A 23,599-nucleotide genomic window follows, 5' to 3' on the forward strand; every position below is an offset into this window, starting at 1 on the left:
TCGAACCATTATTTTCCTGTGCAGCCACATGTTCAAGCGGCATAGCGGCAATTCTCTCCTTGCAGGGGGCGATTTGGCACTAAAAGGCTTTTTTGCAGCGGAGTGACCGACCGGCTTGATAGCTGTGATAAAAAAGCATGTTGTAACTAATTAAGGGGCTTTAAAACCCGGCCGCAGCCGGGTGAATGACGTCTGCTATCAGCACAAGGGCTGTACAGCATCGCGCATACCACGAGACAGGATAGCATCGAGGTCGGCAGTCACCTGCTCAACCAGCCCCGGGATCTGGCTCAAGTCCTGTTCCCAATGAGCCTCTACGCTGAGTACCGCAGTCACCAGCTCGCGGGTGCTCATCTGGCGATCGCGATGCCGGGCCCACAGCGTCTGATATCGCGTCAGCCATTCCGCATCATCCTGTACCGGATAGCTTTCACCCTCCCGCTCTCCCCGGTAAAAGGCGATCAGCGCTGCCAGGGCAAAAGTCAGCCGCGGCGGCAGTTGCCCACTCTTTTGCTGCCCTGCCAGCAGTTGCGGCAGAATGCGAGTGCGGTATTTGGTCATGCCGTTGAGCGCAATCGAGAGCAGCTGATGTTTAATATACGGGTTACGGAAGCGCCCGGTCACGGCGCTGGCAAATGACTCAAGCTCATCGCGCGGCAGATCCAGCACCGGAATAATCTCGTCATAAATCGCTTTTTCGACAAACGCGCAAATCTCCGCATCGTTCATCGCCTCACCCACGGTGTCGATCCCGGCCAGGAAGGCCACCGGCACCAGCGCGGTGTGCGCCCCGTTGAGGATCGCCACTTTGCGCTCTTTATACGGCTTGATATCGTCCACAATGCGCACATTCAGCGGCAGTTTATCGAGACGCAGCTCGGCCGCCAGCGAGGCAGGCCCCTGGATCACAAACAGGTAGAAATGCTCGGCGGTATCAAGGAAGGCATCTTTATAGCCAGTCTGTGCCTCAAGGGCCGCCACTTCATCACGCGGATAGCCGGTTACGATGCGATCCACCAGCGTTGAACAGAAGGTATTCGCTGAGGTCAGCCAGCGGATAAAGGCCTGCGGCAGCTGCCACTCAGCAGCATAGCGCAGCACCAGCGCCTGCAGCGCCTCGCCGTTATAATCGATCAGTTCGCAGGGAATAATCACCCATCCCTTGTCGGTCGCACCGGCGAAATGCTGGTAGCGTTCAAACAGCAGACGCGTCAGTTTCGCCGGATAGCTGACCGGCGGCGCGTCGTCAAAACGATCCCCGGCATGGTAGCTGATGCCCGCCTCAGTGGTATTGGAGAAGACAAACCGCATCTCCGGGTTATGCGCCAGACGTAAAAAAGCGTCGAAGTCAGCGTAAGCGCTGATCTCCCGGTTGACCGAGCGGATCAGACGCGCGTCGCTCACCGCCTCACCCTGCTCGTTCAGACCGCGAATAATGGTGGTGTAAAGGCCGTCCTGGGTGCTCAGTGAAGGCGGGAAATCCGTCGCAATAGGACGGACGACCACGATGCCCGCATTCAGGTCGGTATGCTCGTTGAGGAGATCTATCTGCCAGTCAACGAATGCGCGCAGGAAGTTGCCTTCACCAAACTGGATGATACGGTCAGGGTACTGCGCGCCGGGGAAATCACGACGGTTTAATGTTTTCACAATGGGTTCCCTCTAATAGTAGTCATACAACCTGAGTAATTGGTCCAATAAGTTATCAGGTTTTTCTACCAGTGAAACCCCGTTTTGATCAAAGCATTCTGCAATAGCGACCGTCAGGGCAAAAACTTATAGAACAGTGAGGTGGCGGTCATCTCTCCGTCAGGCATCAGCGCATAGCGCGGGATTTCCCCCACTTTTTCCCAGCCACAGCGGACATAGAACTGCTCCGCCCCGCTACCGGCTGCCGTGTCCAGCACCAACACCGTCTTCCCTTCCTGTCGGGCAACATGCTCTAGCTCGCTCATCAGCGCGTTGGCAATCCCCTGGCGACGGGCATTTTGGTGAACCAAAAGTTTGGCGACATCCGCACGATGGGGCTGGTTTTCCGGTTGGCGGGTAATAAGTTGCACGGTACCGATGGGTTGCTCGCTGGCGTCGAGGGCCACCAGTACGATGCGCTCGCCGGCCGCCACGCTGTCGGCGGTCTGTTGCCAGAAAGTGGTGGCCGTCTGCGCGCTAAAGGGCAGCATAAAACTTACCGAGGCGCCGCCGTTGACGCAGCTTGCCAGGATATCGCTTAATGCCGGGAGGTGGTGCAGAATATCGTCACGCGACAGCGTGCGCAGTGAAAAGGATGTGGTCATGGAAGCTCCCTGTAATTGACCACATCACTATGTTTTTAACCAAAAATTAACACAAGCGGATTCCGTATAGGATTTTCTTATGGTGCACTTTCGGTTAGCGCTGGCATACAGATGCGATTGCGACCGGTCTGTTTGGCTTTGACCATCTCCTCGTCTGCCGCCATCAGCAATTGGTTAAACAGCTCCGTGATGCGAGCGTGCCCCACCTCGCGCGTCTCCAGCCCCATGCTGATGGTCAGGTGGATTGGATTCTGCCCCAGGCCGAAGGGTTGCGACTCCACCCCATGGCGGATTTTTTCCGCCAGTAAATAGCCCTGCTGGGTACTGTCGACGACCGCCGCCACCGCAAACTCTTCACCGCCAATGCGGGCAACCATCCCCTGCTCGTCCACCAGCTGCCGAACCTGTTGGGCAAACTGGGTCAATACGCAATCGCCGCCTTCATGGCCCAGAGCATCATTCACCCGTTTGAAGCCATCGATATCCAGCACCATCACCGTCAGCAGCTTATCGGCGGGCAACGCCTGACGCTTCAGCGCCTCGCTCAGTCCGGAACGGGAATACACCCGGGTCTGAAAATCAAAATCGGCGCGCAGGGCCAGCTGTTTCACCAGCGTGTTAATCGCTTCGACACTGGAAGCGACAATCACCGGGCTAATCAGCATAGCGGCAATGCCGAGGCGGGTGGAGAACAGCTGCCACGGCTGCATTCGCGCATCCGGCGAAAAGTGAATTAACGAGTTGGCGACCAGCAATATCTCGCTGATGCCGGTGAGAAAGGTTAACAGGCAGGTCAGCGGCAGCGGATAACGAACGGCGCACCAGATCAGGGCCGGCAACGGGAAGGTAATGCTGCCGGCGCCGCCCACCGCCACGCCGAGGGCTATCGACAGCACCAGCGCCAGCGCGGGCAGCAGTTGGCGAAAACGAAAACCGCTTAATGCCGAAGGCAACGTCAGGGTCAGAATAAACGGCAGGATCAGCACCGCTGTCGAGAACTGTTCGCTAAACCAGTCTGCCAGTTGGGGAATAAAGGTGGCGCGTTCAACATCCACCGACCCCAGGGCGCCGACGGCGGCGCACAATAAGGCGGCAAACAGGCAAAAACAGAATAAATTAAGCGCATTAATCGGGCCGGGCATGGAGTCGGCGCGTCGCTTATCCCACAGCACCAGCTGCGCCAGCACCACAATAAAGACAATATTGGAGAAATTAATCAGCAATGAGGCAAAGCCCATCCCCCAGCGCGAAGTGAGTCCGTCATAAACCAGCATTGCCGCAAAACAGACGGCATAAAAATAGCTGCGATTAAGCCAGACATAGCGCGCAAAGATCCCGGCCATCACGGCATTGAGCGGCCAGAAGAATGAGAGCTCCTGCACCAGGCGCAGCATGGCCCCCAGAAAATGCAGTAGTAGCGTTAACGTGAACAATACCAGTGCGTCGCGCACGGGCTGCTCTTCACGAAACAGCGTAAATGACCGAATCGACAGTGAAGACATTCAGTAATTATCCGTCTAATTGTTTCAGGCAATTATTATGTTAATAATTAGTTAGCGGATTATCATAACATGAGAATATTTATCAGGCATACTCCGGCGCCGATCAAATGCAGATTACCGCACAGACGGGCCGTTCATCTGCAGCACCAGCCAGTGATGGATCACCTGCACCACATAGCGCTGCTCCTGCTCGCTCAGCGCGCGGCCGTGGGGAATGGCGTGCCATTTTTCCAGACAGCCGCGGCAGCAGGTGGCGGTCGCATGCTGGGCGATAAATACCGGATGGCCGCGCATCGGCGTCTGCTTACCGTCGTTCATCGGTTCGGCGGGCGCCAGCCGCTGGCGGATAAAATCCGCAGCGTGCTGGTCGATGATCTCCGGCCCCTTATCAAGACAGTATTGCCGCTCTTTGACCCCGAGTCGAAAGCGTGAACGAAACTTCGAGCGCGCCAGACGGGCAAACAACCGATCCTGCTCAACCATCAGAACACCGACCTCCCCATCCGCTGAGTCAGTTTTTCCAGCAGCGCCACGCCGGCCAGCGAGTTCCCAGCGTCATCAAGCTCCGGGCTCCACACGGCGATCGCCATCTCCTGCGGCACAATCGCCACAATTCCGCCGCCGACGCCCGATTTCGCCGGCAGGCCAACGCGCCAGGCGAATTCGCCGGCGTTCTGGTACATGCCGCTGGTCATCATCAGGGCATTCACCTGACGGGACTGAATGGGCGCGATAACCGGTGCCTCCAGGTGCGGGGCGATACCGCGATCGGCGAGGAACAGGAAGGTTCGCGCCAGCTCAACGCAGCTCATCTCCAGCGAACAGTAGTGGAAATAGTTCTGCAGCACGGTGGCGACGTCGTTATGGAAGTTACCGAAGGATTTCATCAGCCAGGCGATGGCGGCGTTGCGCGCCGAATGCTCGAACTCAGAGCGGGCCACCACCGGATCGTAGGCGATATCGGCCACGCCGCTCAGGCGGCGGACAATCTCCAGCATCCGCTGACGCGGGGCGCTTAGCCGGCTCTGCAGCATGTCGCAGACCACCAGCGCCCCGGCGTTGATAAACGGGTTTCGCGGTTTGCCCTGCTCGATCTCCAGCTGCAAAAGGGAGTTAAAGGGCTGGCCGGAGGGATCTTTCCCCACCCGCTGCCAGATCTCCTCTTCCTGATAGTGGTTCATGGCCACCACCAGGCTCAATACCTTGGAGATAGACTGGATGGAAAAACGTTCATGCGCATCGCCGGCGGCGAAGTGCTGCCCGTCTACCGTACTGATCGCAATGCCAAGCTTATCGCCGCTGACGCTGGCCAGCGCCGGAATGTAATCCGCCACTTTACCGCGGCCAATCAGCGGCCTGATTTCTGCCAGAATGGCTTCCAGCATTGCGTTATTGATCACCGCCGCCACATGCAGCTCCTTGCCCACCATCGAAATTTGGTGGGCGAGTATAGCAGACGTGGACGACGGTCGTCAGGGGGCTAACGTTGATTAGCGACGGTCTTTCCAGACGGTCTGCGCATTACAGAACTCGTGCAGACCAAAATGTGACAGCTCGCGACCAAAACCACTCTTCTTCACGCCGCCGAAGGCCACGCGGGCGTCGCTGGCGCAGTAGCCGTTGAGGAAGACGCCGCCGCACTCCAGCTCGCGGGCGAAGCGCTGGGCCTGCGCCTCGTCGGTGGTATAGACCGTTGCCGACAAACCAAACTCGCTGTCGTTGGCGAGGGCCAGCGCATGGTCAGCGTCGCGAGCGGTGGTCAGGGTTGCTACCGGACCAAACAGCTCCTGACGAAAACCGGTCATCCCGGCGGTGACATTGCCCAGCACCGTTGGCGCATAGTAGTTGCCCGCTCCTTCGATTTTTTCCGCGCCCAGCAGCAGAGTTGCCCCTTCATCAAGGGTCGCCGTTACCTGCTGGTGCAGTTCATCGCGCAGGTCGAAACGCGCCATCGGCCCGACGTAGTTTTGCTCATCGCGCGGGTCGCCCATCTTCAGCGCCGCCACGGCGTCGACGAATTTGCGGGTGAACGCGTCGGCAATGCCAGCTTCGAGGATGAAGCGTTTCGACGCGGCGCACACCTGGCCGCTGTTCTGATAGCGACCGGTGACGGCGGCCTTCACCGCCTCATCCAGGTCGGCATCGTTGAGCACGATAAAGGGATCGGAGCCACCCAGCTCAAGCACGCATTTCTTCAGCGCCGCCCCCGCCTGGGCGCCAATCGCCTTGCCGGCGCGGACGCTGCCGGTGACGGTCACCGCCGCGATGCGGTCATCATTGATGATCTGCGAAACGCCGTCATTGGTGGCGTTCACCCAACCGAACACGCCATCCGGCAGGCCGGCGGCGGCAAAAATCTCGCCCAGCAGGCGGGCGCTGCCCATCACGTTCGGGGCATGCTTCAGCAGGTAGCTGTTGCCGGCCAGCAGGATCGGCACCGCGCCGCGCAGCACCTGCCAGACCGGGAAGTTCCACGGCATGACCGCCAGAATGGCGCCCAGCGGACGATACTCAATCACCGCCTGGTTATTTTCCACCTGGGTGGCTTCCGTCGCCAGCATCGCCGGGCCGTGCTCGGCGTACCAGTCGCAGAGGTTGGCGGATTTCGCCACCTCGCCGCGCGCCTGAGCGATCGGCTTGCCCATCTCGAGGGTGATCATCTGGGCCACCTCTTCCCCGCGGGCGCGCAGCGCGGCCCCGATGCGGCGCAGCGCATCAGCGCGCTCGGCGAGCGGCGTCTGACGCCACTGGCGATAGCCTGCCGCGGCGAGAGCGATAGCCGCATCGACCTCGCGTTCGCTGGCCCAGGGCAGCGAGGAGACCACCTCACCGGTAGTCGGGTTGACGGAAACCGCGTGCGTTGCAGATAAATTCATCGTTATTCTCTCTCTCGTTGCTTGCGAAGTAACCGTATTCTGGCTTACCTTTCCATTCATTGAAAATGAATAATATTAAGCAACGTATTCACAAAAGAAGAATAGTATGGACCTGACTCAGCTAGAGATGTTTAACGCTGTCGCCACCACCGGCAGCATTACCCAGGCGGCGCAGAAAGTGCATCGCGTGCCGTCCAACCTCACCACCCGCATCCGCCAGCTGGAAGCAGACCTCGGCGTAGAGCTGTTTATCCGCGAGAACCAGCGCCTGCGCCTCTCGCCTGCGGGACACAGCTTTTTGCGCTACAGCCAGCAGATCCTCGCCCTGGTGGACGAGGCGCGGATGGTGGTGGCAGGCGATGAACCCCAGGGACTGTTTTCTCTTGGTTCGCTGGAGAGCACCGCGGCGGTACGGATCCCCACCACCCTGGCCCACTTTAATCAGCGCTACCCGAAAATTCACCTGGCGCTCTCCACCGGCCCTTCCGGGACGATGATCGACGGCGTGCTGGAGGGCGCCCTGAGCGCCGCGTTCGTTGACGGCCCGCTGGTGCATCCGGGTCTGGAGGGGCTGCCGGTGTTCCCGGAAGAGATGATGATCGTCGCCCCGTACGGCCACGCGCCCATCGCCCGCGCCAGCGAAGTGAACGGGGCCAACGTTTACGCCTTTCGCGCCAACTGCTCCTACCGCCGGCATTTTGAGAGCTGGTTCCATGCCGACAGAGCAACCCCGGGCAGGATCCACGAGATGGAGTCTTACCATGGGATGCTGGCCTGCGTGATCGCCGGCGCGGGCCTGGCGTTGATCCCGCGCAGTATGCTGGAGAGTATGCCCGGTCATCAGCAGGTTTCCGCCTGGCCGCTGGCCGAAGAGTGGCGCTGGTTAACCACCTGGCTGGTGTGGCGCCGGGGCGCCAAAACCCGCCAGCTGGAGGCGTTTATAGCGCTGCTGAACGAAGATCGGCAAACAGCGGTTTCTCCATAAACACGCTGAGCGGATCGGGCTGATACGGCGCAAACGCGCAGCGGGTCTGGTAGCCGTTGCGCGTGTAGAGGGTGATGGCCGCATGCTGATGGATACCGGTTTCAAGCCGCAGCGTATGACAGTCACGCTGACGCGCTTTCGCTTCCAGGGCCGCCAGCAGCTTTTCTCCCAGCTGCTGTCCGCGGTGCTGCGGATCGATATAGACCCGCTTCATCTCGCCAAAACCTTCCTCACTGAGGACAATAGCCCCGCAGCCAACGGCCTCGCCCTGCGGGCTGCGGATCGCCAGGGCGATGACCGTCTGCGGCGGCAGCTGGCTAAGGTCCAGCAGGTGGTTGCTCTCCGCCGGGTAGAGGGTCTCCTGCCAGGCGTCGAGGGCGGCAATCAGGGCGATAAATTCGGCGTCGGTAGGGGCGATGTCGGTGATGGTGTACATAGGTGAGCTCCTTTTTTACCCCACTGTAGCGCGGCCGGCGGCTTTTCCCGACATAGCATTAACTTATATTGCCGCCCGCCTATTGCGCTAACCCACTGAAACACAGTAATTTTATCCCCTGCCGTTCGTACTTGAGATCTGAATATGCACACCAAAGCCCGTAAAGTGATGATTATTGGCGCCGGCAATGTCGGCGCGTCGGCGGCCTACGCCCTGCTCAACCAGAGCATTTGCGAGGAGCTGATCCTCGTCGACCTTAACCAACAGCGCGCTGAGGCCCACGCTCAGGACCTGAGCGACGCCGCGGCCTACCTGCCGGGGATGATGACCATCTCCACCCGCGAGGCCAGCGACTGCGCCGATGTCGATATCGCGGTGATCACCGTCTCCGGCGGCGCGCTGCGCCCCGGCCAGAGCCGGCTGGATGAACTAACCTCCACCGCGAAGATTGTGAAGAGCATTGTGCCGACGATGATGGCCAACGGATTTAACGGCATCTTTCTGGTGGCCACCAACCCCTGCGACATCATCACCTGGCAGGTATGGCAGCTTTCCGGCCTGCCGCGCAGCCAGGTGCTGGGCACCGGCGTCTGGCTGGATACCACCCGCCTGCGTCGCCTGCTGGCGCAGGAACTGGATATTGGCGCCCAGAGCATCGACGCCTTTATCCTCGGCGAGCATGGCGATACCCAGTTTCCGGTATGGTCACACTCCTCGGTGTATGGCTCGCCGATCGCCGACCTCTACCAGCAGCGCACTGGCCACCCGCTCGACCGCGAGGCAATGGCCGAAAAAGTACGAAAACTGGGGTTTGAGATCTACGCGGGTAAAGGCTGCACCGAATATGGCGTGGCAGGCACCATCGCCGAGATCTGCCGCAATATCTTCACCGGCAGCCACCGCGCGCTGGCGGTCTCCTGCATTCTTGACGGCGAGTACGGGGTCAGCGGCGCGGCGGCTGGGGTGCCGGCGGTGCTGGCCCAGGGTGGCGTGAAGCAGATCATTGAACTGCAGCTGGCCGGCGAAGAGCAGGCGAATTTCAGCCAGTCGATCGCGGTGATCAAGGCCAATATCGCCCGTCTGCCCTGACGGCAGCCTGCGAGTCAGTCGGCAATGATCAGCTGCGGGGAAAGGGTCTCCAGCGCCTCGCGGGTTTTATCCGGCAGGTGGGCGTCGGTCACGATATCGGTCAACGACGCCAGCGGAGCGATGTTGAACAGTGACCAGGCGCCGTATTTGGAGCTGTCCGCCAGCAGGATACGCCGCCGGGCATTGGCCATCAGATCGCGCTTCAGGGCGGCCTTTTCCTCCGTCGGGGCGGTGATCCCCTTCTCAAGGTCCCAGCCGTTGCAGCTGACGAAGGCGAGATCGGGCCAGATGGTCTGCAGCAGGCGGCGGCCGTGATCGCCGATGCACGACTGGCTGCTGTCATCGATGCGCCCGCCGATAATCGTCACTTCGATCTGCTTAAATTCCGATAGGAACAGCGCGATATGTAAATCGCTGGTGATCACCCGCAGCGGCAGATGGGTGATCTGCCGCGCCAGCTCAATCATGGTGGTGCCGGCGTCAAGCACAATGGCGTCGCCGGCTTTCACGAGCGCTGCCGCCGCACTGGCGATAGCCTGCTTCTCAAGCGGACTGCGCTGGGCTTTCTCCAGCGTCGTCGGCTGGGAAGGAATAAACCGGTTCAGCGTCACCCCGCCGTGCGTTCGGCTGATCACCCCTTCCTGATCGAGTTTGATCAGGTCGCGGCGAATGGTGGCCGGCGAGGCGTTGGTCGCCGCCACCAGTTGGTCGACTGTCACCAGATTATGGCTTTTCAGGAAGTCCATAATCTGCTCTAACCGGTTATATCCCTTCATGTTATTCCTGCGCGATGTGCATGGCGAGCTCAATGGAGGTTGCCATGCTCTCAGACTTCGCTTTACCTGTCCAGGCAATATCAAACGCAGTGCCATGATCCGCGGAGGTACGGATAAACGGCAGCCCGGCGGTGATATTCACCCCATCATAGAACCCGAGCAGCTTCAGCGGGATATGCCCCTGATCGTGGTACATCGCCACCACCATGTCGTACATACCTTCGTGACACTGCATAAACACCGTGTCCGGCGGACAGGGGCCGGTCACCTCCACTCCCTTCGCCCGCATGGCGGCGACCGCCGGGGCGACGATACGGATCTCTTCATCGCCAAACAGGCCGTTCTCCCCGGCGTGCGGGTTAACGCCGGCGACCGCGATGCGCGGACGCGGATAGCCGACGCGGCGCAGAAAGCGATCCGCCACGCCAATCACCGTCTCAATCCGCGGCTGGTTTAGGGTATCGAGGAACTGGCGCAAGGAAATATGGGTAGTGATATGGATAACCTTAAGCTTCTCGGTATAGAGCACCATGGCGTAATCGGTAGTCTGCGTCAGGTGGGCCAGCAGTTCGGTATGGCCGGGATAAGCGTGCCCGGCGAGATGCAGCGCCTCTTTATTAAGCGGCGCGGTAGCGATGGCCGCGACCGCGCCCTCCAGCGCCAGCGCGGTCGCCCGCCTGATGCAGCGAAACGCGAGATCCCCTGCCTGGGCCTGGACTTCGCCAGGGCGCAGCCCCTGCGGGTCGCTGAGTGGTTCATCAATGACGTTGATGGTCGCTGGGGAGAAACTCGCCTCGGCGGGATGGTTAATAATGCGCAGCTCCGCCCGCGGTGTGATATTTAGCGCCAGGATCCGCCGCAGCGTCTGCGCGCAGCCCACCACCACCACCGGCGCGCCGCTCAGCGCCCCCTCGGCGAGGGATTTGATAATAATCTCCGGACCAATCCCTGCCGGGTCGCCCATTGTCACTGCAATCATGTTAGACACTCAGTTTCTCCTCAATAAAATTCACAACATTTAACAGCGTAGTGTCGGTGCCGAATCCCCCTGCTTTGGTCATCACCGGCCGTGACCAGCGACCGCCGAGAAAGTGCCCGTAAGGCACACACTGCGCCACCCGCCCACGGATCTGAAATCCGGTGGCGCCGAGCGCGTGCGCGACGGCGATGGCTACATCGCCGCCAGAGAGGTACAGGGCGCCCGGTGGGCACAGCGCCACCGCCTGCGCCGCGACGTCGGCAAGCCAGGCGCAGATGTGCTCCCCGTAGGCCGCGCGGGTGAGGCCATGTTCGCGGCACTGGGCTTCAATCCCGTGCCGGGCGGCGTTATTCGGGCGGGTGGTCACCACGCAGTGATGACCCTCACGCAGCGCCCCGGCGATCCGAGAAGCTTCCTCCTTTGGCGATCCGCTGAAGGTCTGTTCGACATCAATTTCAATCACCCGTACTCGGGAATGGACCTGCAGCGCAGCAACCTGACGCTGCGCCATCTCGCTCATCGAACCGACCACCGCCAGCAGCGGGCCCTGCTCGCTGCGGCGCAGGCGGCGAGCCAGCGCCTCGCAGAGACCCGCCGAGCCGACCAGCAGGGTCTCCCGCGCATGGGGCGCAACGGCGTCGATCACCTGGTCCAGATGGCTGTCTTCCCAGGCGTCGACAATCAACACTCGCTTCTCCTCGCCCGCCGTCGCTAATGCCGCCGGAAGCTGGCCAGCGTTCAGGGTCAGACAGGGAAGACGGCTCTGCATGGCGATAATTTCGCTAATCTCCGCCCGGCTCACCGGCGTTTTCGGATCGCTGGCAAATTCGGTCTGATCGAGGGGCACACCATGCACATAGCAGCGCCCGTCCCGGGTATGCCGCCCGGCTGCCGGATAAGCCGGGGCCACCACAGCCATCCGGCAGCCTTGCTCCGCCATCATTGCCTCCAGTTCGCCGCCGGGATTACCGCGCAGCGTGGAGTCAATCTTCTTTACCTGCCAGTGCGGGACGAATGTCGCCGCGCCGCGCAGCAGAGCGGCGACCTTGTCCGCCGCCGCCGCGGCGCTCATCGCCCGGCTGTCGCTGTTGAGAATTAATGCCCGGGCGGTTGATGGCTGTCCGGCGGTGAAGGCCACTTCCACCGACATACCCGCCTCCGCCAGGCTGACCCCGGCGTCATTGGCCCCGGTAAAGTCATCCGCCAGCACCAGCACTCTGTTATTGCCGTCGTTCATTGTCCTGCCTTGTAGTCGATAAAATCTTAAATTGATTATATTCAATCATATTTGATTAAATGTGAGCAAGCTCAAGTTATTAAGCTGCCGTATAAATTATAACTTTTCCCCATCAGACGAGTGGCAAGATTTATGAATGATTGAATTCAATCAATTACTACCAAGGAGAAACGCGTGGCGACGATACACAGCACAATCATCAGCGGGGCTGGCGCCTCAACGGCCCTGCTCCCGCTGTTGTCAGGTAAAACCCGCATCCTGCTGGTGACCGACCAGAACGTTGGCGCGCTGGAAGCGACCCAGGCGATCCATCGCCTGCTGGCGGCCGAAGGGCGTAAGGTTGAGGTCATTGACACAGTACCGGCAGAGCCCAGCCATCACGATGTGGCGCAGATTGTCAGCCAACTGGGCGCCAGTCAGCCCCAGATGATCGTGGGCATCGGCGGGGGGAGCGTACTGGATGTGGCGAAACTGCTCTCGGTGCTCCTGCATACTGAGGCGCCCTCTCTGACGGCCATGCTGGCAGGCGAGTTGCCGCAACGACGGATTAGCTCATTGTTGATCCCGGCCACCGCCGGCACCGGCTCCGAAGCGACGCCGAACGCCATTCTGGCGATCCCCGAGCAGCAGACCAAAGTGGGGATCATCTCCCCGGTGCTGCTGCCGGACTATGTCGCCCTGCTGCCGGAGCTGACCACCAGCATGCCGGCCAGCATCGCGGCGTCGACCGGCATCGATGCCCTGTGTCATCTGCTGGAGTGCTTTACCTCCACCGTCGCCAATCCGGTGAGCGACAACGCGGCGTTAATCGGTTTACACAAGCTGGTGCGGCATATCGAACGCTCGGTGGATCAGCCGCAGGATCTGACGGCGAAGCTGGAGATGCTCTGGGCCTCGTGGTACGGCGGCGCAGCGATCAACTATGCCGGCACTCACCTGGTGCATGCGCTCTCCTATCCGCTTGGCGGTACCTGGCACCTGCCGCACGGGGTGGCCAACGCCATTCTGCTGGCGCCCTGCATGCGGGTGGTCCGCCCTCACGCGGTGGCGAAGTTCGCTCAAGTCTGGGACCTGATCCCCGATGCAGATCGCACGCTCAGCGCGGAAGAGAAATCCCATGCGCTGGTCGCATGGCTGGCGGCGCTGGTCAAACGACTGCCGCTGCCGGACAACCTGGCCGCGCTAGGCGTGCCTCAGGAGAGTATTTCCGCCCTCAGCGCAGCGGCGCAAAACGTCAAACGCCTGATGAACAATGCCCCATGCAGCGTCAGCCGCGAAGAGATCGCGGCCATCTACCAAACGCTGTATCCAGAACATGCCTAACAGGAGAAAGTTAAATGAGGAAAGCTATTAGCGGCGTACTCACCGCCATTGTCACTCCCTTTACCGCCGAGGGAGCGCTTAACCTGCCGGCGCTACGCCAGCAGGTGCAGCGCCAGCTCGCCGCAGGCAACGGTATTTTCTGCGGCGGCACCAACGGCGAGTTTTTTGTCCTCAATGAGGAGGAGAAGATCGCCATCGCCAGAACCTGCGTGGAAGAGGCGGCCGGTCGCGCGCCGGTGGTGGCCCATATTGGGGAGGTTTCCACCCGGGAGACGCGCCGGCTGGGCCAGCAGATCGCCCGCCTCGGAGTTGACGCGGTATCGGCCATTACCCCGTGGTTCGTGCCCTTGAAGCAGGAAGAGCTGATTAACCACTATACGGCGATCGCCGACGCGCTGAGCGTCCCGCTCTTTCTTTACAACATTCCCGCCCGCACCGGCAACACTATTGCCCCGGAGACCGCGCGCCAGCTGGCCCGCCACGAGAATATCGTCGGCATTAAGGATAGCGCCGGCAGCTACGACAGCCTGAAAGGCTTTCTCGACGCGGTGCGCGATATCGACGGTTTCGACGTTTTGAACGGGCCGGACTCGCTTATCCATCAGGGATTTGTCGACGGCTGCTCGGCCTGCATCTCGGGGCTTGCCAACGTCGCCCCCGCTGAAATTAACGCCATCTGGTCGCGCTTTCACGCCGGGGATATCGCCGGATCGCGCCAGGCCCAGGAGCAGGTAACGGGCCTGCGCACCGATCTGTATAAAGTGGCGTTCTCGCCTGCGGCGGTGAAGAAAGCCCTGCAGCTAATGGGTCACGAGGTGGGCGACAGCCGCTACGCGGTGCAGTTTAGTGACCACCAGCTGCAGCAGATTAAAAATATCATTAACACCTACCTTCACTAATTTACGTATCCGCCCCGGCCATCACTGGCTGGGGCAAGGTCTTGTATTTGCGACGCTCATTGTCGCCAGTAAACAGGAAACGGTTATGAAAGTAATTTGCACCTCGCCCTCATTCGCCAAATACGACGATGCGCCCATTTCGGCACTGAAAGAGGCCGATCTTGAACTGGTCATGTTGCCTGCCGATGCCTCTATAGAGATGCTGGCTCAGCATCTGCCTGATGCCATAGCGATGATTGTCGCCTTCACCGACATCAATGAATCGCTGCTGGCAAAGGCCCCGAGGTTAAAAATTGTCTGCAAACACGGCGTTGGTGTGGATAACATCGATCTTAACGCTACACGTCAGCGCAAAATTTTTGTCACTAACGTTCCTGATGCCAACAAGCATGCGGTGGCCGATTTTGCTTTTGGCTTAATTCTCAATACTGCCCGCCAGATTTATCAGGCAATCAGTGAAACGAAAGCAGGCAACTGGCCTCGTATTTTTGCCACTGATGTGTATGGCAAAACCCTGGGGATCGTCGGTTTAGGCCATATCGGTAAGGAAGTGGCGCGACGTGCGCGCGGATTCAATATGCGAGTGCTCGCCACCGACGCCTGGCCAGACAGAGAATTTGCACAACAACACCAGATTGAATATGTCTCACTGGATACCCTGACGGCGCAAAGTGATTTTATTAGCCTGCATACCCCTTTAACCCCGGAAACTGAAAATATGTTTAATGCCGCCCGGCTACAGCAGATGAAATCAGGGGCATTCCTGATCAATGTTTCCAGAGGCGGTATTGTTGATGAACAAGCGTTGTATGAAGCACTAGAATCAGGACACCTCGCCGGAGCCGCAGCTGACGTTTTTCTCGAGGAACCTTGCGCTACGCACCCTTTATTTAGCCTGGCGAATTTTGCGCCAACATCTCATATTGCTGGATATACGGATGGCGCAATTAGCAATATTAGCGCGCGCTGCGTCAACAATATTATTACCTGCGTCTGTCGTGGTGAACGACCTGAAAACATTATGAATTCGCTGTAAATAACGAGGTGGGAAGCATGCCATTCCCACCAATATAACGAACATCTACTTAGAGCCGAATATATGAACACGACAGCTAACACTACTCGTATTCGCTGGTGGATAGCCGGGTTAATGTGGTTGGCTATTGCCATCAACTATATCGACCGGACAGTATTATCTGCCGCAGCCCCACATTTAATCGATGAACTGAAACTCGACCCCGAAATGATGGGGTTTATCATGGCGGCTTTTTTTTGGTCATACTCGTTATTACAGATCCCCGCTGGGTGGTTCGCCGATCGTTTTGGTCAGAAAAAAGGTCTTGGTTTAGCCGTCGCCTGGTGGTCAATTGCCACCTCGATGATGGGTGTTGCCACGGGTTTTAAATCACTTCTGGCACTGCGTCTGGCTTTAGGTGTTGGCGAGGCCGCCGCCTACCCCAGCAACGCAGGGATCGCCGCACGCTGGTTTCCGGATAAAGAACGTGCCACCGTATCCGGACTCTTCGATAGTGCGTCAAAATTTGGCGGGGCGATTGCCATGCCGCTTATCGTCTGGATGATCTACACCTTTGACTGGCGACTGACCTTTTTGATTATCGGCAGTGTGGGCATTTTATGGGTTATCGCCTGGTATTTTATCTATGCTGAAAACCCGGAAGAACACAAACGCATCAGTCCTTCAGAAGTGCGTATTATTCGTGATGGCCAAAAACAACATCACGGCGACAAAACTGTATTGCCCATGAAATGGTATAAGCTCTTGCGTTATCGTAACATTTGGGCAATGTGCATCGGCTTTTTTACCATCAATTATACCTCCTATTTTTTTATTACCTGGCTCCCTACTTACCTGGTAAAAGAAAAAGGTATGGATTTTATTAAAATGGGAATGGTAGCCGCTCTGCCTTTATTATGCGGGATGGTGATTGAAGTTTTTGCTGGCTGGGCCTCGGATCGTCTGGTACATAAGAAAGTACTGTCTCTAACAGCGACCCGTAAACTGTTTTTGACTATCGGCTTGCTTATGGCACTTTGTATCGGCTTTGCACCATTTACCGACTCTGTGTTTATGACCGTCTTTCTCTTGTGTGTCGCAAAATCAGGCACGACGGTCGCCGCATCGCAGGTTTGGGCCTTACCGGGTGATGTTGCACCCAAAAATAGCGTCTCAATTGTCGCTGGGCTGCAAAATACGGTTTCGAATATGGGAGGCGCAGTCGGTCCTATCATTACGGGTGCGATCGTTGCTGCGACAGGCTCATTCAACTGGGCACTGATTTTCTCGGCCATTCTTGTCGTTATCGGGATAATCAACTACCTGTTCCTGATGGGTAAAATTGAACCTATCAATGACAAAGGTGGAAAATCACCCGTCCTTAATGCCGCAGAACAACATTAAGTCCAATCCGCCCGGTAGAGGACGCCACCGGGCGTAAACACATTGTTAACCTCGCAGGTAAACCGTTCCGCGCATATAGGTGGTGGCCTGGCCGCTAATCAGCACACGGTCGCCCTGCCACTGGCAGCGCAGGTCGCCGCCGCGAGCGGAGACCTGGCGCGCCATCATGGTGGTTTTGCCCAGCTTTTCGCCCCACCAGGGGATCAGCATGCTGTGGGCGGAGCCGGTGACCGGATCTTCCGGCACCCCTTCTCCCGGGCAGAAGAAGCGGCTGACAAAGTCATACTCTTCATCCGGCGCGCTGACGCAGATCATTTTGCCAAGCGTTCGCAGCCGCGCCATATCCGGTCGCACCGCTTCAACCTGCTGGCGATCCGCCAGCACCACCAGATAATCGCGCCCTTCCCGAACTTCAACGGCGGCCTCGAGTCCTAGCCCGGTCAGCAGATCCGCCGGCGGGTTTTCCACCGGAGAGGTCGACCACGCAGGGAAATCGAGCGTCAGCCAGTCGCCATTGCGGGTGACCCGCAGCTCACCAACAAAACGGGTGCTAAAGAGAATCGTCGCCGAAGGATGGTCGAGATATTCGAAAATAACGTGCGCAGCGGCGAGGGTCGCGTGGCCGCAGAGATTGATCTCAGCGAGTGTGGTAAACCAGCGCAGCTCATAGCCCTCGTCGGTACGGACAAAGAAAGCCGTTTCGGATTGATTATGCTGCTGGGCCATTTTCAGGAGCACATCGTCGGCTAACCACTCGCTGAGCGGGCAGACGGCCGCGGCATTGCCGCCAAAGTTTTTATCGCTGAAAGCATCGACCAGATAAAATTGAATTTCCTGCATACCCTGTCCTTACTTTTTTTACTTTCCTTCAACATGACATAAAAGCGCTCCCTTGACACTATCCATAGCAAAATTAATCGCTTAACCGCGCCCAGCCCCTTGCGATGAAATGAGACTCAGATCACAAAATGATTGTCTTTTCGCCAACAATCGTTTTAAGATCAGCGTCACATCTTTCCCTGAATCACCAGTCCAGAGCTTATGACTACGAATACGGTCTCACGCAAGGTAGCGTGGCTACGTGTCGTGACGTTGGCCATCGCCGCGTTTATTTTTAACACCACAGAGTTTGCCCCGGTCGGTCTGTTGTCGGATATTGCCGACAGCTTCGGCATGGAAACCGCCCAGGTGGGCATGATGCTGACCATCTACGCATGGGTGGTGGCGTTAATGTCGCTGCCGTTTATGCTGCTGACCAGCAAAGTGGAGCGCCGGCGCCTGCTTATCGGCCTGTTTATTCTGTTTATCGCCAGCCACGTCCTGTCGTTTTTTGCCTGGAATTTTGACGTGCTGGTGATCAGCCGCATTGGTATCGCCTTTGCGCATGCAGTGTTCTGGTCGATAACGTCGGCACTGGCCATCCGCATGGCCCCGCCGGGCAAACGGGCGCAGGCGCTGAGCCTGATCGCCACCGGTACCGCGCTGGCGATGGTGTTTGGTATTCCGATCGGGCGCATTATCGGCCAGTATTTTGGCTGGCGGATGACCTTCCTGGCGATCGGCCTCGGCGCGTTAGCCACCCTGGCCTGCCTCGTAAAACTGCTGCCGCCCCTGCCGAGCGAACATTCTGGCTCGCTGAAAAGCCTGCCGGTGCTGTTCCGCCGCCCGGCGCTGGTCAGCGTGTACATTCTGACCGTGGTGGTGGTGACCGCTCATTATACCGCCTACAGCTATATCGAGCCCTTTGTCCAGACGGTAGCGGGCCTGAGCGGCAACTTTGCCACCGTACTGCTGCTGATCCTTGGCGGGGCCGGTATTATCGGCAGCATTCTGTTCGGTAAGCTCGGTAACCAGCACGCGTCGGGGCTGATAAGCCTGGCGATTGCCCTGCTGCTCGCCTGCCTGCTGCTGCTGCTGCCGGCCTCGCATAACCCGCAGCACCTGATGCTGCTCAGCATCTTCTGGGGGGTGGCGATCATGATTATCGGTCTCGGCATGCAGGTGAAAGTGCTGGCCTCCGCTCCGGATGCCACCGACGTCGCCATGTCTCTGTTCTCGGGCATCTTTAATATCGGCATAGGCGCCGGGGCGCTGGTCGGCAGCCAGGTGAGTCTGCATCTTTCCATGGCCTCCGTCGGCTACGTCGGCGCCATTCCGGCGCTGGTCGCGCTGGTCTGGTCGCTGATGATATTCCGTCGCTGGCCGGTATCGCTGGAAGACCATCAGCCGCACCACTCCTGATTCCGTCGCACAAAAAAGCCCGCCGGTATCGCGCCGGCGGGCTTTTTTTCTCTGCGCATCGCGGGCGGTCAGGGATGCCAGGTCGAAATGATCTCCAGCACGCCGTTAATAATAAACTGCACGCCCATACAGACCAGCAGGAAGCCCATCAGCCGCGAAATGGCCTCGATGCCGCCTTTGCCTACCAGACGCATAATCGCGCCGGAACTGCGCAGACAAGCCCACAGAATCACCCCTAACAGCAAAAAGATGATCGGCGGCGCCGCCAGTACCACCCACTCCGGGAAGTCCACGCCGTGCTTAACAGTCGAGGCGGAGCTAATAATCATCGCGATGGTTCCCGGACCGGCGGTGCTTGGCATCGCCAGCGGCACAAAGGCGATATTGGCGGTCGGTTCATCCTGCAGTTCTTCCGATTTGATCTTCGCTTCCATCGAATCGTGGGCTTTTTGCTGGGGGAACAGCATGCGGAAACCGATAAAGGCTACAATCAATCCCCCGGCGATACGCAGCCCAGGTATTGATATGCCGAATGTATTCATCACCACCTGACCGGCATACCACGACACCATCAGAATGGCGAACACATACACCGATGCCATCAACGCCTGCTTGTTCCGCTCGGCGTTGTTCATATTGCCCGCCAGGCCGAGGAACAGCGCCACGGTTGTGAGTGGGTTTGCCAGCGGTAAAAGCACCGCCAGGCCAAGCCCTATTGCTTTAAACAAATCGAACATAGTTAATTAAAGTCCCGTTAATATTCATTTTTTAAGTATTGTTTCGTTCCGTGAGTATACCGGCTTCGACACTTTCGCCGCCAGCCTGCTGATAAACCACTTCCGCTAAAAATTAACAAGCGTTAGCAAAACCACAAACAGTGACCCACGTCAGATTTTTTTATTTTAGCAAATCGTGGCATCGGCCAATTCATAATGTTGACTTATGATTGCCTGGGCAATAGTATCACCTGCAACTAATTACTTGCCTGGGCAACCATCATGAAAAGTACCAGCGACCTGTTTAATGAAATGATCCCGTTGGGCCGCTTGATCCAGATGGTTAACCAGAAAAAAGATCGCCTGCTCAACGACTACCTCTCACCCATGGATATTACCGCGACCCAGTTTCGCGTGCTCTGTTCCATTCGTTGCGAGGTATGTATTACCCCCGTTGAGCTGAAAACCGTGCTTTCCGTCGACCCGGGCGCGATGACGCGTATGCTCGACCGCCTGGCGTGCAAAGGCTGGATTGAACGGTTACCCAACCCCGCTGACAAGCGCGGCGTGCTGGTGCAGTTGACACCGGACGGCGCAGCCCTTTGCGAGCAGTGTCATCAGGTTGTGGGTCAGAAGTTACACCAGGAGTTAACAAAAAATCTGTCGGCGGACGAAGTCGTCGCGCTTGAGCAACTACTCAAGAAGGTCCTGCCGTAAAATAAGAAGAGGTAAGATGATGTCCAGACGTAATAATGACGCCATCACTATCCATAGTATTTTGTCGTGGATCGAGGATAACCTGGAATCGCCCCTGTCGCTGGAAAAAGTGTCTGAGCGTTCAGGTTACTCCAAGTGGCACCTGCAACGTATGTTTAAGAAAGAGACCGGCCATTCCCTCGGCCAGTACATCCGCAGCCGCAAGCTGACGGAGATTGCGCAAAAGCTCAAGCAGAGCAATGAGCCCATTTTGTACCTGGCGGAACGCTACGGTTTCGAGTCGCAGCAGACCCTGACGCGAACGTTCAAGAACTATTTCGATGTTCCGCCCCACAAGTATCGCATAACGAATGTACCTGGCGAATCCCGCTATCTGCATCCGCTAAATAACTGATGTTAATCGCCTGTATTATCAAAGACGTATTGAGGAAATCATGAAACTATTCGCTGCCGCAGCTATCGTACTCCTGTCGCTGGTCTCCAGCCTCAGCTATGCGGAGCAAAACACCACGCCGGTGCGTCAAAACCAGCGTGATACAATGATTATCCCTTCGGAACATAACGATTCGCCATTTGATTTCAATCATATGGCGGCTGGCAGTGATAAATCCGACGAACTGGGCGTGCCGTACTATCAGCAGCACGACCTGTGATGCCATTACACGCATAATTGTGTAGCCCCTTCTTCGGGGCTTTTTTTTATCCGCGCGCCATACCCGGCCGCACCAGACGTAAGCCGAAGACGTTAATATAGAGCCCGGCCATAATCAGTACCGCCCCGGTGAGCTGCAGTCCGCTCAGCGTCTCCCCCAGCAACAGCGCAGCGCTGGCCATCCCCACCACCGGCACCAGCAGCGACAGCGGCGCCACCCGCCAGGTCTCATAGCGCCCCAGCAGCGATCCCCAGATACCATAGCCGACGATAGTGGCGATAAATGCCAGATAGAGCAGCGACAGTATCGTCAGCAGATCGATGTGTTGCAGGCTCGCCAGCATGGTCTGCGGGCCATCAATCAGCCATGAGGCCAGCATAAACGGCAGCACCGGGATCAACGCGCTCCACACCACCAGCGACATAATGGGCGGCCGGGCGGCATGCGACATGATTTTCTTGTTGAAGATATTACCGCAGGCCCAGCTGAGCGCCGCCGCCAGGGTCAGCATAAAGCCCACCAGCGGCACATGCTCCCCGCCAAGGCTGCCCTCCACCAGCACCAGCACGCCAAAGATCGCCAGGGCGATCCCCGCCAGTTGCTTGCCCTGCAGACGTTCGCCAAAGACGAAGGCGCCGAGAATGATGCTGAAGAAGGCTTGCGCCTGCAGCACCAGCGATGCCAGCCCGGCAGGCATACCCAGGCCAATAGCGCAGAACAGAAAGGCAAACTGACCAAAGCTAATGGTCAGGCCATAACCCAGCAGCAGGCGCAGCGGGATGGCCGGGCGGGATACAAACAGCAGCGCCGGGAAGGCGACCAACATAAAGCGCAGCCCCGCCAGCATCAGCGGCGGCATATTGTGTAATCCCAGCTTAATCACCACAAAGTTAAGCCCCCACACCACCACTACCAGCAGCGCCAGCAGTCCATCTTTCCTCGTCATACCCTGCCTCTGTCGTTATTAGAATTTTTGTGAACAAAATCAAAGTAACCAAAAAGCGGCCGCCAGGATAGATCATTATTTTTGGCAGGCCAGGAAGTGCGCCCGGCGACCGGGCTGACCTGTACAAGGCGTAATGAGCATGTTATTTGTGATCGAAGACATAAAATTATAACAACATGACAGGCAAGGAAATCATGATCACCACTCTCAGGCGCTCCACCATCGCGCTGCTGGCATCGTCGTTACTGCTAACTATTGGCCGCGGGGCCACACTGCCGTTTATGACTATCTACCTCACCCGACGTTATCAGCTGGATGTCGATGTGATTGGCTACGCGTTGTCGCTGGCGCTGGTGGTCGGCGTGCTGTTCAGCATGGGCTTTGGCATCCTCGCGGATAAGTTCGACAAAAAGCGCTATATGGTGTGGTCAGTGCTGGTGTTTATTCTGGGATTTAGCGCGATACCGCTGGTCAATAACGCTATCCTGGTGGTGATCTTTTTTGCGTTGATCAACTGCGCCTACTCGGTGTTTTCCACCGTGCTAAAAGCCTGGTTCGCCGACCGACTGACGCCGGAGAAAAAAGCGCGTATCTTCTCGCTGAACTATACCATCCTCAATATCGGCTGGACCGTCGGGCCGCCCATCGGCACGCTGCTGGTGATGCACAGCATCAATTTGCCGTTCTGGCTGGCGGCCGCCTGCGCCGCCTTTCCATTGGTGTTTATTCAGCTGTTTCTCCAGCGGGAGGTGGCCGCGGCCCAGCCGGGCGCTGTCGCCTGGTCCCCCTCGGTGTTGCTGCATCACCGGGCGCTGCTGTGGTTTACCTGTTCCGGGCTGCTGGCCTCCTTCGTCAGCGGCGCTTTCGCCTCCTGTCTCTCGCAGTATGTGCTGGTGGTCGCCAGCAGCGACTTCGCCGAGAAAGTGGTGGCCGTGGTGCTGCCGGTTAACGCCGCGGTGGTGGTTGCTCTGCAGTACGCGGTTGGCCGGCGGCTGAGCGCCAGAAATATTCGCCCGCTGATGACCTTCGGCACCGTCTGCTTTGTTATCGGCCTCGTGGGCTTTATGTTCTCTGGCGCCAGCCTGTGGGCGTGGGGGATCTCGGCGGCGATCTTCACCCTCGGGGAAGTGATTTATGCCCCCGGGGAGTATATGCTGATTGACCATATTTCCCCGCCGGGGATGAAGGCCAGCTACTTCTCCGCCCAGTCGCTGGGGTGGCTGGGCGCGGCATTCAACCCGATGTTCACCGGGATGATCCTCACCCATCTGCCGCACTGGTCGCTTTTTGTCATTCTTATCGTGGCGATTGTCGCCGCCTGGCTGATGATTTTCCGCGGGATGAATGCCCGTCCCTGGCAGCCGGATTGTCCGCTGGCCAACGCCTGACGCCAGCTGGCATGCGGCTGTCGGGTTGATGTCGGGCCGTTGTCGGGTCGCTGTCGTGGTGGCTGGCGGCCCGGTTCACCATACTCCATCACAGGTTTACATCCGCAGAACGTCATGGAGCAT

24 protein-coding genes are annotated in these 23,599 nt (G+C 58.3%); 11 read left to right on the forward strand and 13 right to left on the reverse strand.

Annotation, left to right across the window (positions count from 1 at the left end):
• Window positions 1–198: 198 nt before the first annotated feature.
• The 6 genes from AC3EMD_RS13395 to sad form a co-directional block, all read right to left on the reverse strand.
• The gene (locus tag AC3EMD_RS13395) at window positions 199–1,650 is read right to left on the reverse strand and encodes a tagaturonate reductase (protein WP_302074163.1); all 1,452 of its coding nucleotides are present in this window, start codon (window positions 1,648–1,650) and stop codon (window positions 199–201) included.
• A 113-nt stretch (window positions 1,651–1,763) separates the two neighbouring features.
• The gene (locus tag AC3EMD_RS13400; protein WP_016160997.1) at window positions 1,764–2,294 is read right to left on the reverse strand and encodes a GNAT family N-acetyltransferase; all 531 of its coding nucleotides are present in this window, start codon (window positions 2,292–2,294) and stop codon (window positions 1,764–1,766) included.
• Window positions 2,295–2,371: 77 nt separating this feature from the next.
• Window positions 2,372–3,796, reverse strand: a complete 1,425-nt coding sequence (locus tag AC3EMD_RS13405; protein WP_008804947.1) for a GGDEF domain-containing protein — start codon at window positions 3,794–3,796, stop codon at window positions 2,372–2,374.
• Between the two features lie 114 nt (window positions 3,797–3,910).
• Entirely contained in the window at window positions 3,911–4,279 is a 369-nt protein-coding gene (locus AC3EMD_RS13410) for a DUF4186 domain-containing protein (protein ID WP_302074164.1), read from the reverse strand.
• Window positions 4,279–5,205, reverse strand: coding sequence for a glutaminase B (glsB, locus tag AC3EMD_RS13415; protein ID WP_008804949.1), 927 nt, complete (start codon window positions 5,203–5,205; stop codon window positions 4,279–4,281). Before glsB ends, AC3EMD_RS13410 begins: the two co-directional genes overlap by 1 nt.
• Window positions 5,206–5,286: 81 nt before the next feature.
• Window positions 5,287–6,672 carry a succinate-semialdehyde dehydrogenase gene (gene sad, locus AC3EMD_RS13420; protein WP_008804950.1) on the reverse strand — a complete coding sequence of 462 codons (1,386 nt, stop codon included), beginning with the start codon at window positions 6,670–6,672 and terminating at the stop codon, window positions 5,287–5,289.
• Window positions 6,673–6,778: 106 nt separating this feature from the next.
• On the opposite strand from sad, the gene ptrR reads away from it, so the two are divergent.
• Entirely contained in the window at window positions 6,779–7,657 is an 879-nt protein-coding gene (ptrR, locus tag AC3EMD_RS13425) for a putrescine utilization regulator PtrR (protein WP_012968263.1), read from the forward strand.
• On the opposite strand, the gene AC3EMD_RS13430 is transcribed toward ptrR, so the two are convergent.
• Window positions 7,611–8,093, reverse strand: a complete 483-nt coding sequence (locus AC3EMD_RS13430) for a GNAT family N-acetyltransferase (protein WP_302074165.1) — start codon at window positions 8,091–8,093, stop codon at window positions 7,611–7,613. The genes ptrR and AC3EMD_RS13430 overlap by 47 nt on opposite strands.
• A 144-nt stretch (window positions 8,094–8,237) precedes the next feature.
• On the opposite strand from AC3EMD_RS13430, the gene AC3EMD_RS13435 reads away from it, so the two are divergent.
• Window positions 8,238–9,182, forward strand: a complete 945-nt coding sequence (locus AC3EMD_RS13435) for an L-lactate dehydrogenase (protein WP_302074166.1) — start codon at window positions 8,238–8,240, stop codon at window positions 9,180–9,182.
• A 14-nt stretch (window positions 9,183–9,196) separates the two neighbouring features.
• Here the strand turns inward: AC3EMD_RS13435 and AC3EMD_RS13440 are convergent, their stop codons facing one another.
• Genes AC3EMD_RS13440 through dtnK form a run of 3 tightly spaced genes read right to left on the reverse strand, consistent with a single transcriptional unit; the run spans window position 9,197 to window position 12,174 of the window.
• A complete protein-coding gene (locus AC3EMD_RS13440) occupies window positions 9,197–9,958 on the reverse strand; it encodes a DeoR/GlpR family DNA-binding transcription regulator (RefSeq protein WP_002904489.1) in 762 nt (253 codons plus the stop codon).
• Between the two features lies 1 nt (window position 9,959).
• Window positions 9,960–10,946: a D-threonate 4-phosphate dehydrogenase gene (locus tag AC3EMD_RS13445; RefSeq protein ID WP_302074167.1), complete on the reverse strand. Its 987-nt coding sequence runs from the start codon at window positions 10,944–10,946 to the stop codon at window positions 9,960–9,962.
• Window positions 10,939–12,174: a D-threonate kinase gene (gene dtnK, locus AC3EMD_RS13450; RefSeq protein ID WP_302074168.1), complete on the reverse strand. Its 1,236-nt coding sequence runs from the start codon at window positions 12,172–12,174 to the stop codon at window positions 10,939–10,941. Before dtnK ends, AC3EMD_RS13445 begins: the two co-directional genes overlap by 8 nt.
• Window positions 12,175–12,348: 174 nt before the next feature.
• On the opposite strand from dtnK, the gene AC3EMD_RS13455 reads away from it, so the two are divergent.
• The 4 genes from AC3EMD_RS13455 to AC3EMD_RS13470 all read left to right on the forward strand — a co-directional run bounded on the left by AC3EMD_RS13455 (window position 12,349) and on the right by AC3EMD_RS13470 (window position 16,815).
• Window positions 12,349–13,497 carry an iron-containing alcohol dehydrogenase gene (locus tag AC3EMD_RS13455; protein ID WP_302074169.1) on the forward strand — a complete coding sequence of 383 codons (1,149 nt, stop codon included), beginning with the start codon at window positions 12,349–12,351 and terminating at the stop codon, window positions 13,495–13,497.
• A gap of 14 nt (window positions 13,498–13,511) precedes the next feature.
• Entirely contained in the window at window positions 13,512–14,396 is an 885-nt protein-coding gene (locus AC3EMD_RS13460; protein WP_014907630.1) for a dihydrodipicolinate synthase family protein, read from the forward strand.
• A gap of 85 nt (window positions 14,397–14,481) precedes the next feature.
• On the forward strand, window positions 14,482–15,432 hold the full coding sequence (locus AC3EMD_RS13465; RefSeq protein ID WP_004214797.1) for a phosphoglycerate dehydrogenase: 951 nt from the start codon (window positions 14,482–14,484) through the stop codon (window positions 15,430–15,432).
• Between the two features lie 63 nt (window positions 15,433–15,495).
• Window positions 15,496–16,815, forward strand: a complete 1,320-nt coding sequence (locus tag AC3EMD_RS13470) for an MFS transporter (RefSeq protein ID WP_004179768.1) — start codon at window positions 15,496–15,498, stop codon at window positions 16,813–16,815.
• Between the two features lie 45 nt (window positions 16,816–16,860).
• Here AC3EMD_RS13470 and AC3EMD_RS13475 read toward each other — a convergent pair whose 3' ends face one another.
• Window positions 16,861–17,655 (reverse strand): PhzF family phenazine biosynthesis protein, encoded by a 795-nt coding sequence (locus AC3EMD_RS13475; protein ID WP_004179766.1) that lies wholly within the window; start codon window positions 17,653–17,655, stop codon window positions 16,861–16,863.
• 201 nt (window positions 17,656–17,856) lie between these two features.
• On the opposite strand from AC3EMD_RS13475, the gene AC3EMD_RS13480 reads away from it, so the two are divergent.
• Window positions 17,857–19,056, forward strand: a complete 1,200-nt coding sequence (locus tag AC3EMD_RS13480; protein ID WP_004190218.1) for a sugar transporter — start codon at window positions 17,857–17,859, stop codon at window positions 19,054–19,056.
• 68 nt (window positions 19,057–19,124) lie between these two features.
• On the opposite strand, the gene AC3EMD_RS13485 is transcribed toward AC3EMD_RS13480, so the two are convergent.
• Window positions 19,125–19,793 (reverse strand): MarC family NAAT transporter, encoded by a 669-nt coding sequence (locus tag AC3EMD_RS13485; protein WP_002904403.1) that lies wholly within the window; start codon window positions 19,791–19,793, stop codon window positions 19,125–19,127.
• Window positions 19,794–20,054: 261 nt separating this feature from the next.
• On the opposite strand from AC3EMD_RS13485, the gene marR reads away from it, so the two are divergent.
• The 3 genes from marR to marB are packed head-to-tail and all read left to right on the forward strand — an operon-like array spanning window position 20,055 to window position 21,142.
• Complete coding sequence (gene marR / locus AC3EMD_RS13490; protein ID WP_008804963.1) at window positions 20,055–20,489, forward strand: multiple antibiotic resistance transcriptional regulator MarR; 435 nt, start codon at window positions 20,055–20,057, stop codon at window positions 20,487–20,489.
• Between the two features lie 19 nt (window positions 20,490–20,508).
• On the forward strand, window positions 20,509–20,883 hold the full coding sequence (marA, locus tag AC3EMD_RS13495; protein ID WP_002904397.1) for an MDR efflux pump AcrAB transcriptional activator MarA: 375 nt from the start codon (window positions 20,509–20,511) through the stop codon (window positions 20,881–20,883).
• 40 nt (window positions 20,884–20,923) lie between these two features.
• On the forward strand, window positions 20,924–21,142 hold the full coding sequence (gene marB / locus AC3EMD_RS13500) for a multiple antibiotic resistance protein MarB (RefSeq protein ID WP_008804964.1): 219 nt from the start codon (window positions 20,924–20,926) through the stop codon (window positions 21,140–21,142).
• A gap of 46 nt (window positions 21,143–21,188) precedes the next feature.
• On the opposite strand, the gene eamA is transcribed toward marB, so the two are convergent.
• The gene (gene eamA / locus AC3EMD_RS13505; RefSeq protein WP_047666553.1) at window positions 21,189–22,088 is read right to left on the reverse strand and encodes an O-acetylserine/cysteine exporter; all 900 of its coding nucleotides are present in this window, start codon (window positions 22,086–22,088) and stop codon (window positions 21,189–21,191) included.
• A gap of 194 nt (window positions 22,089–22,282) precedes the next feature.
• On the opposite strand from eamA, the gene ydeE reads away from it, so the two are divergent.
• Window positions 22,283–23,476, forward strand: a complete 1,194-nt coding sequence (gene ydeE, locus AC3EMD_RS13510) for an efflux MFS transporter YdeE (protein WP_302074170.1) — start codon at window positions 22,283–22,285, stop codon at window positions 23,474–23,476.
• Window positions 23,477–23,599 lie beyond the last annotated feature (123 nt).

Source organism: Klebsiella sp. PK18, assembly GCF_057784655.1.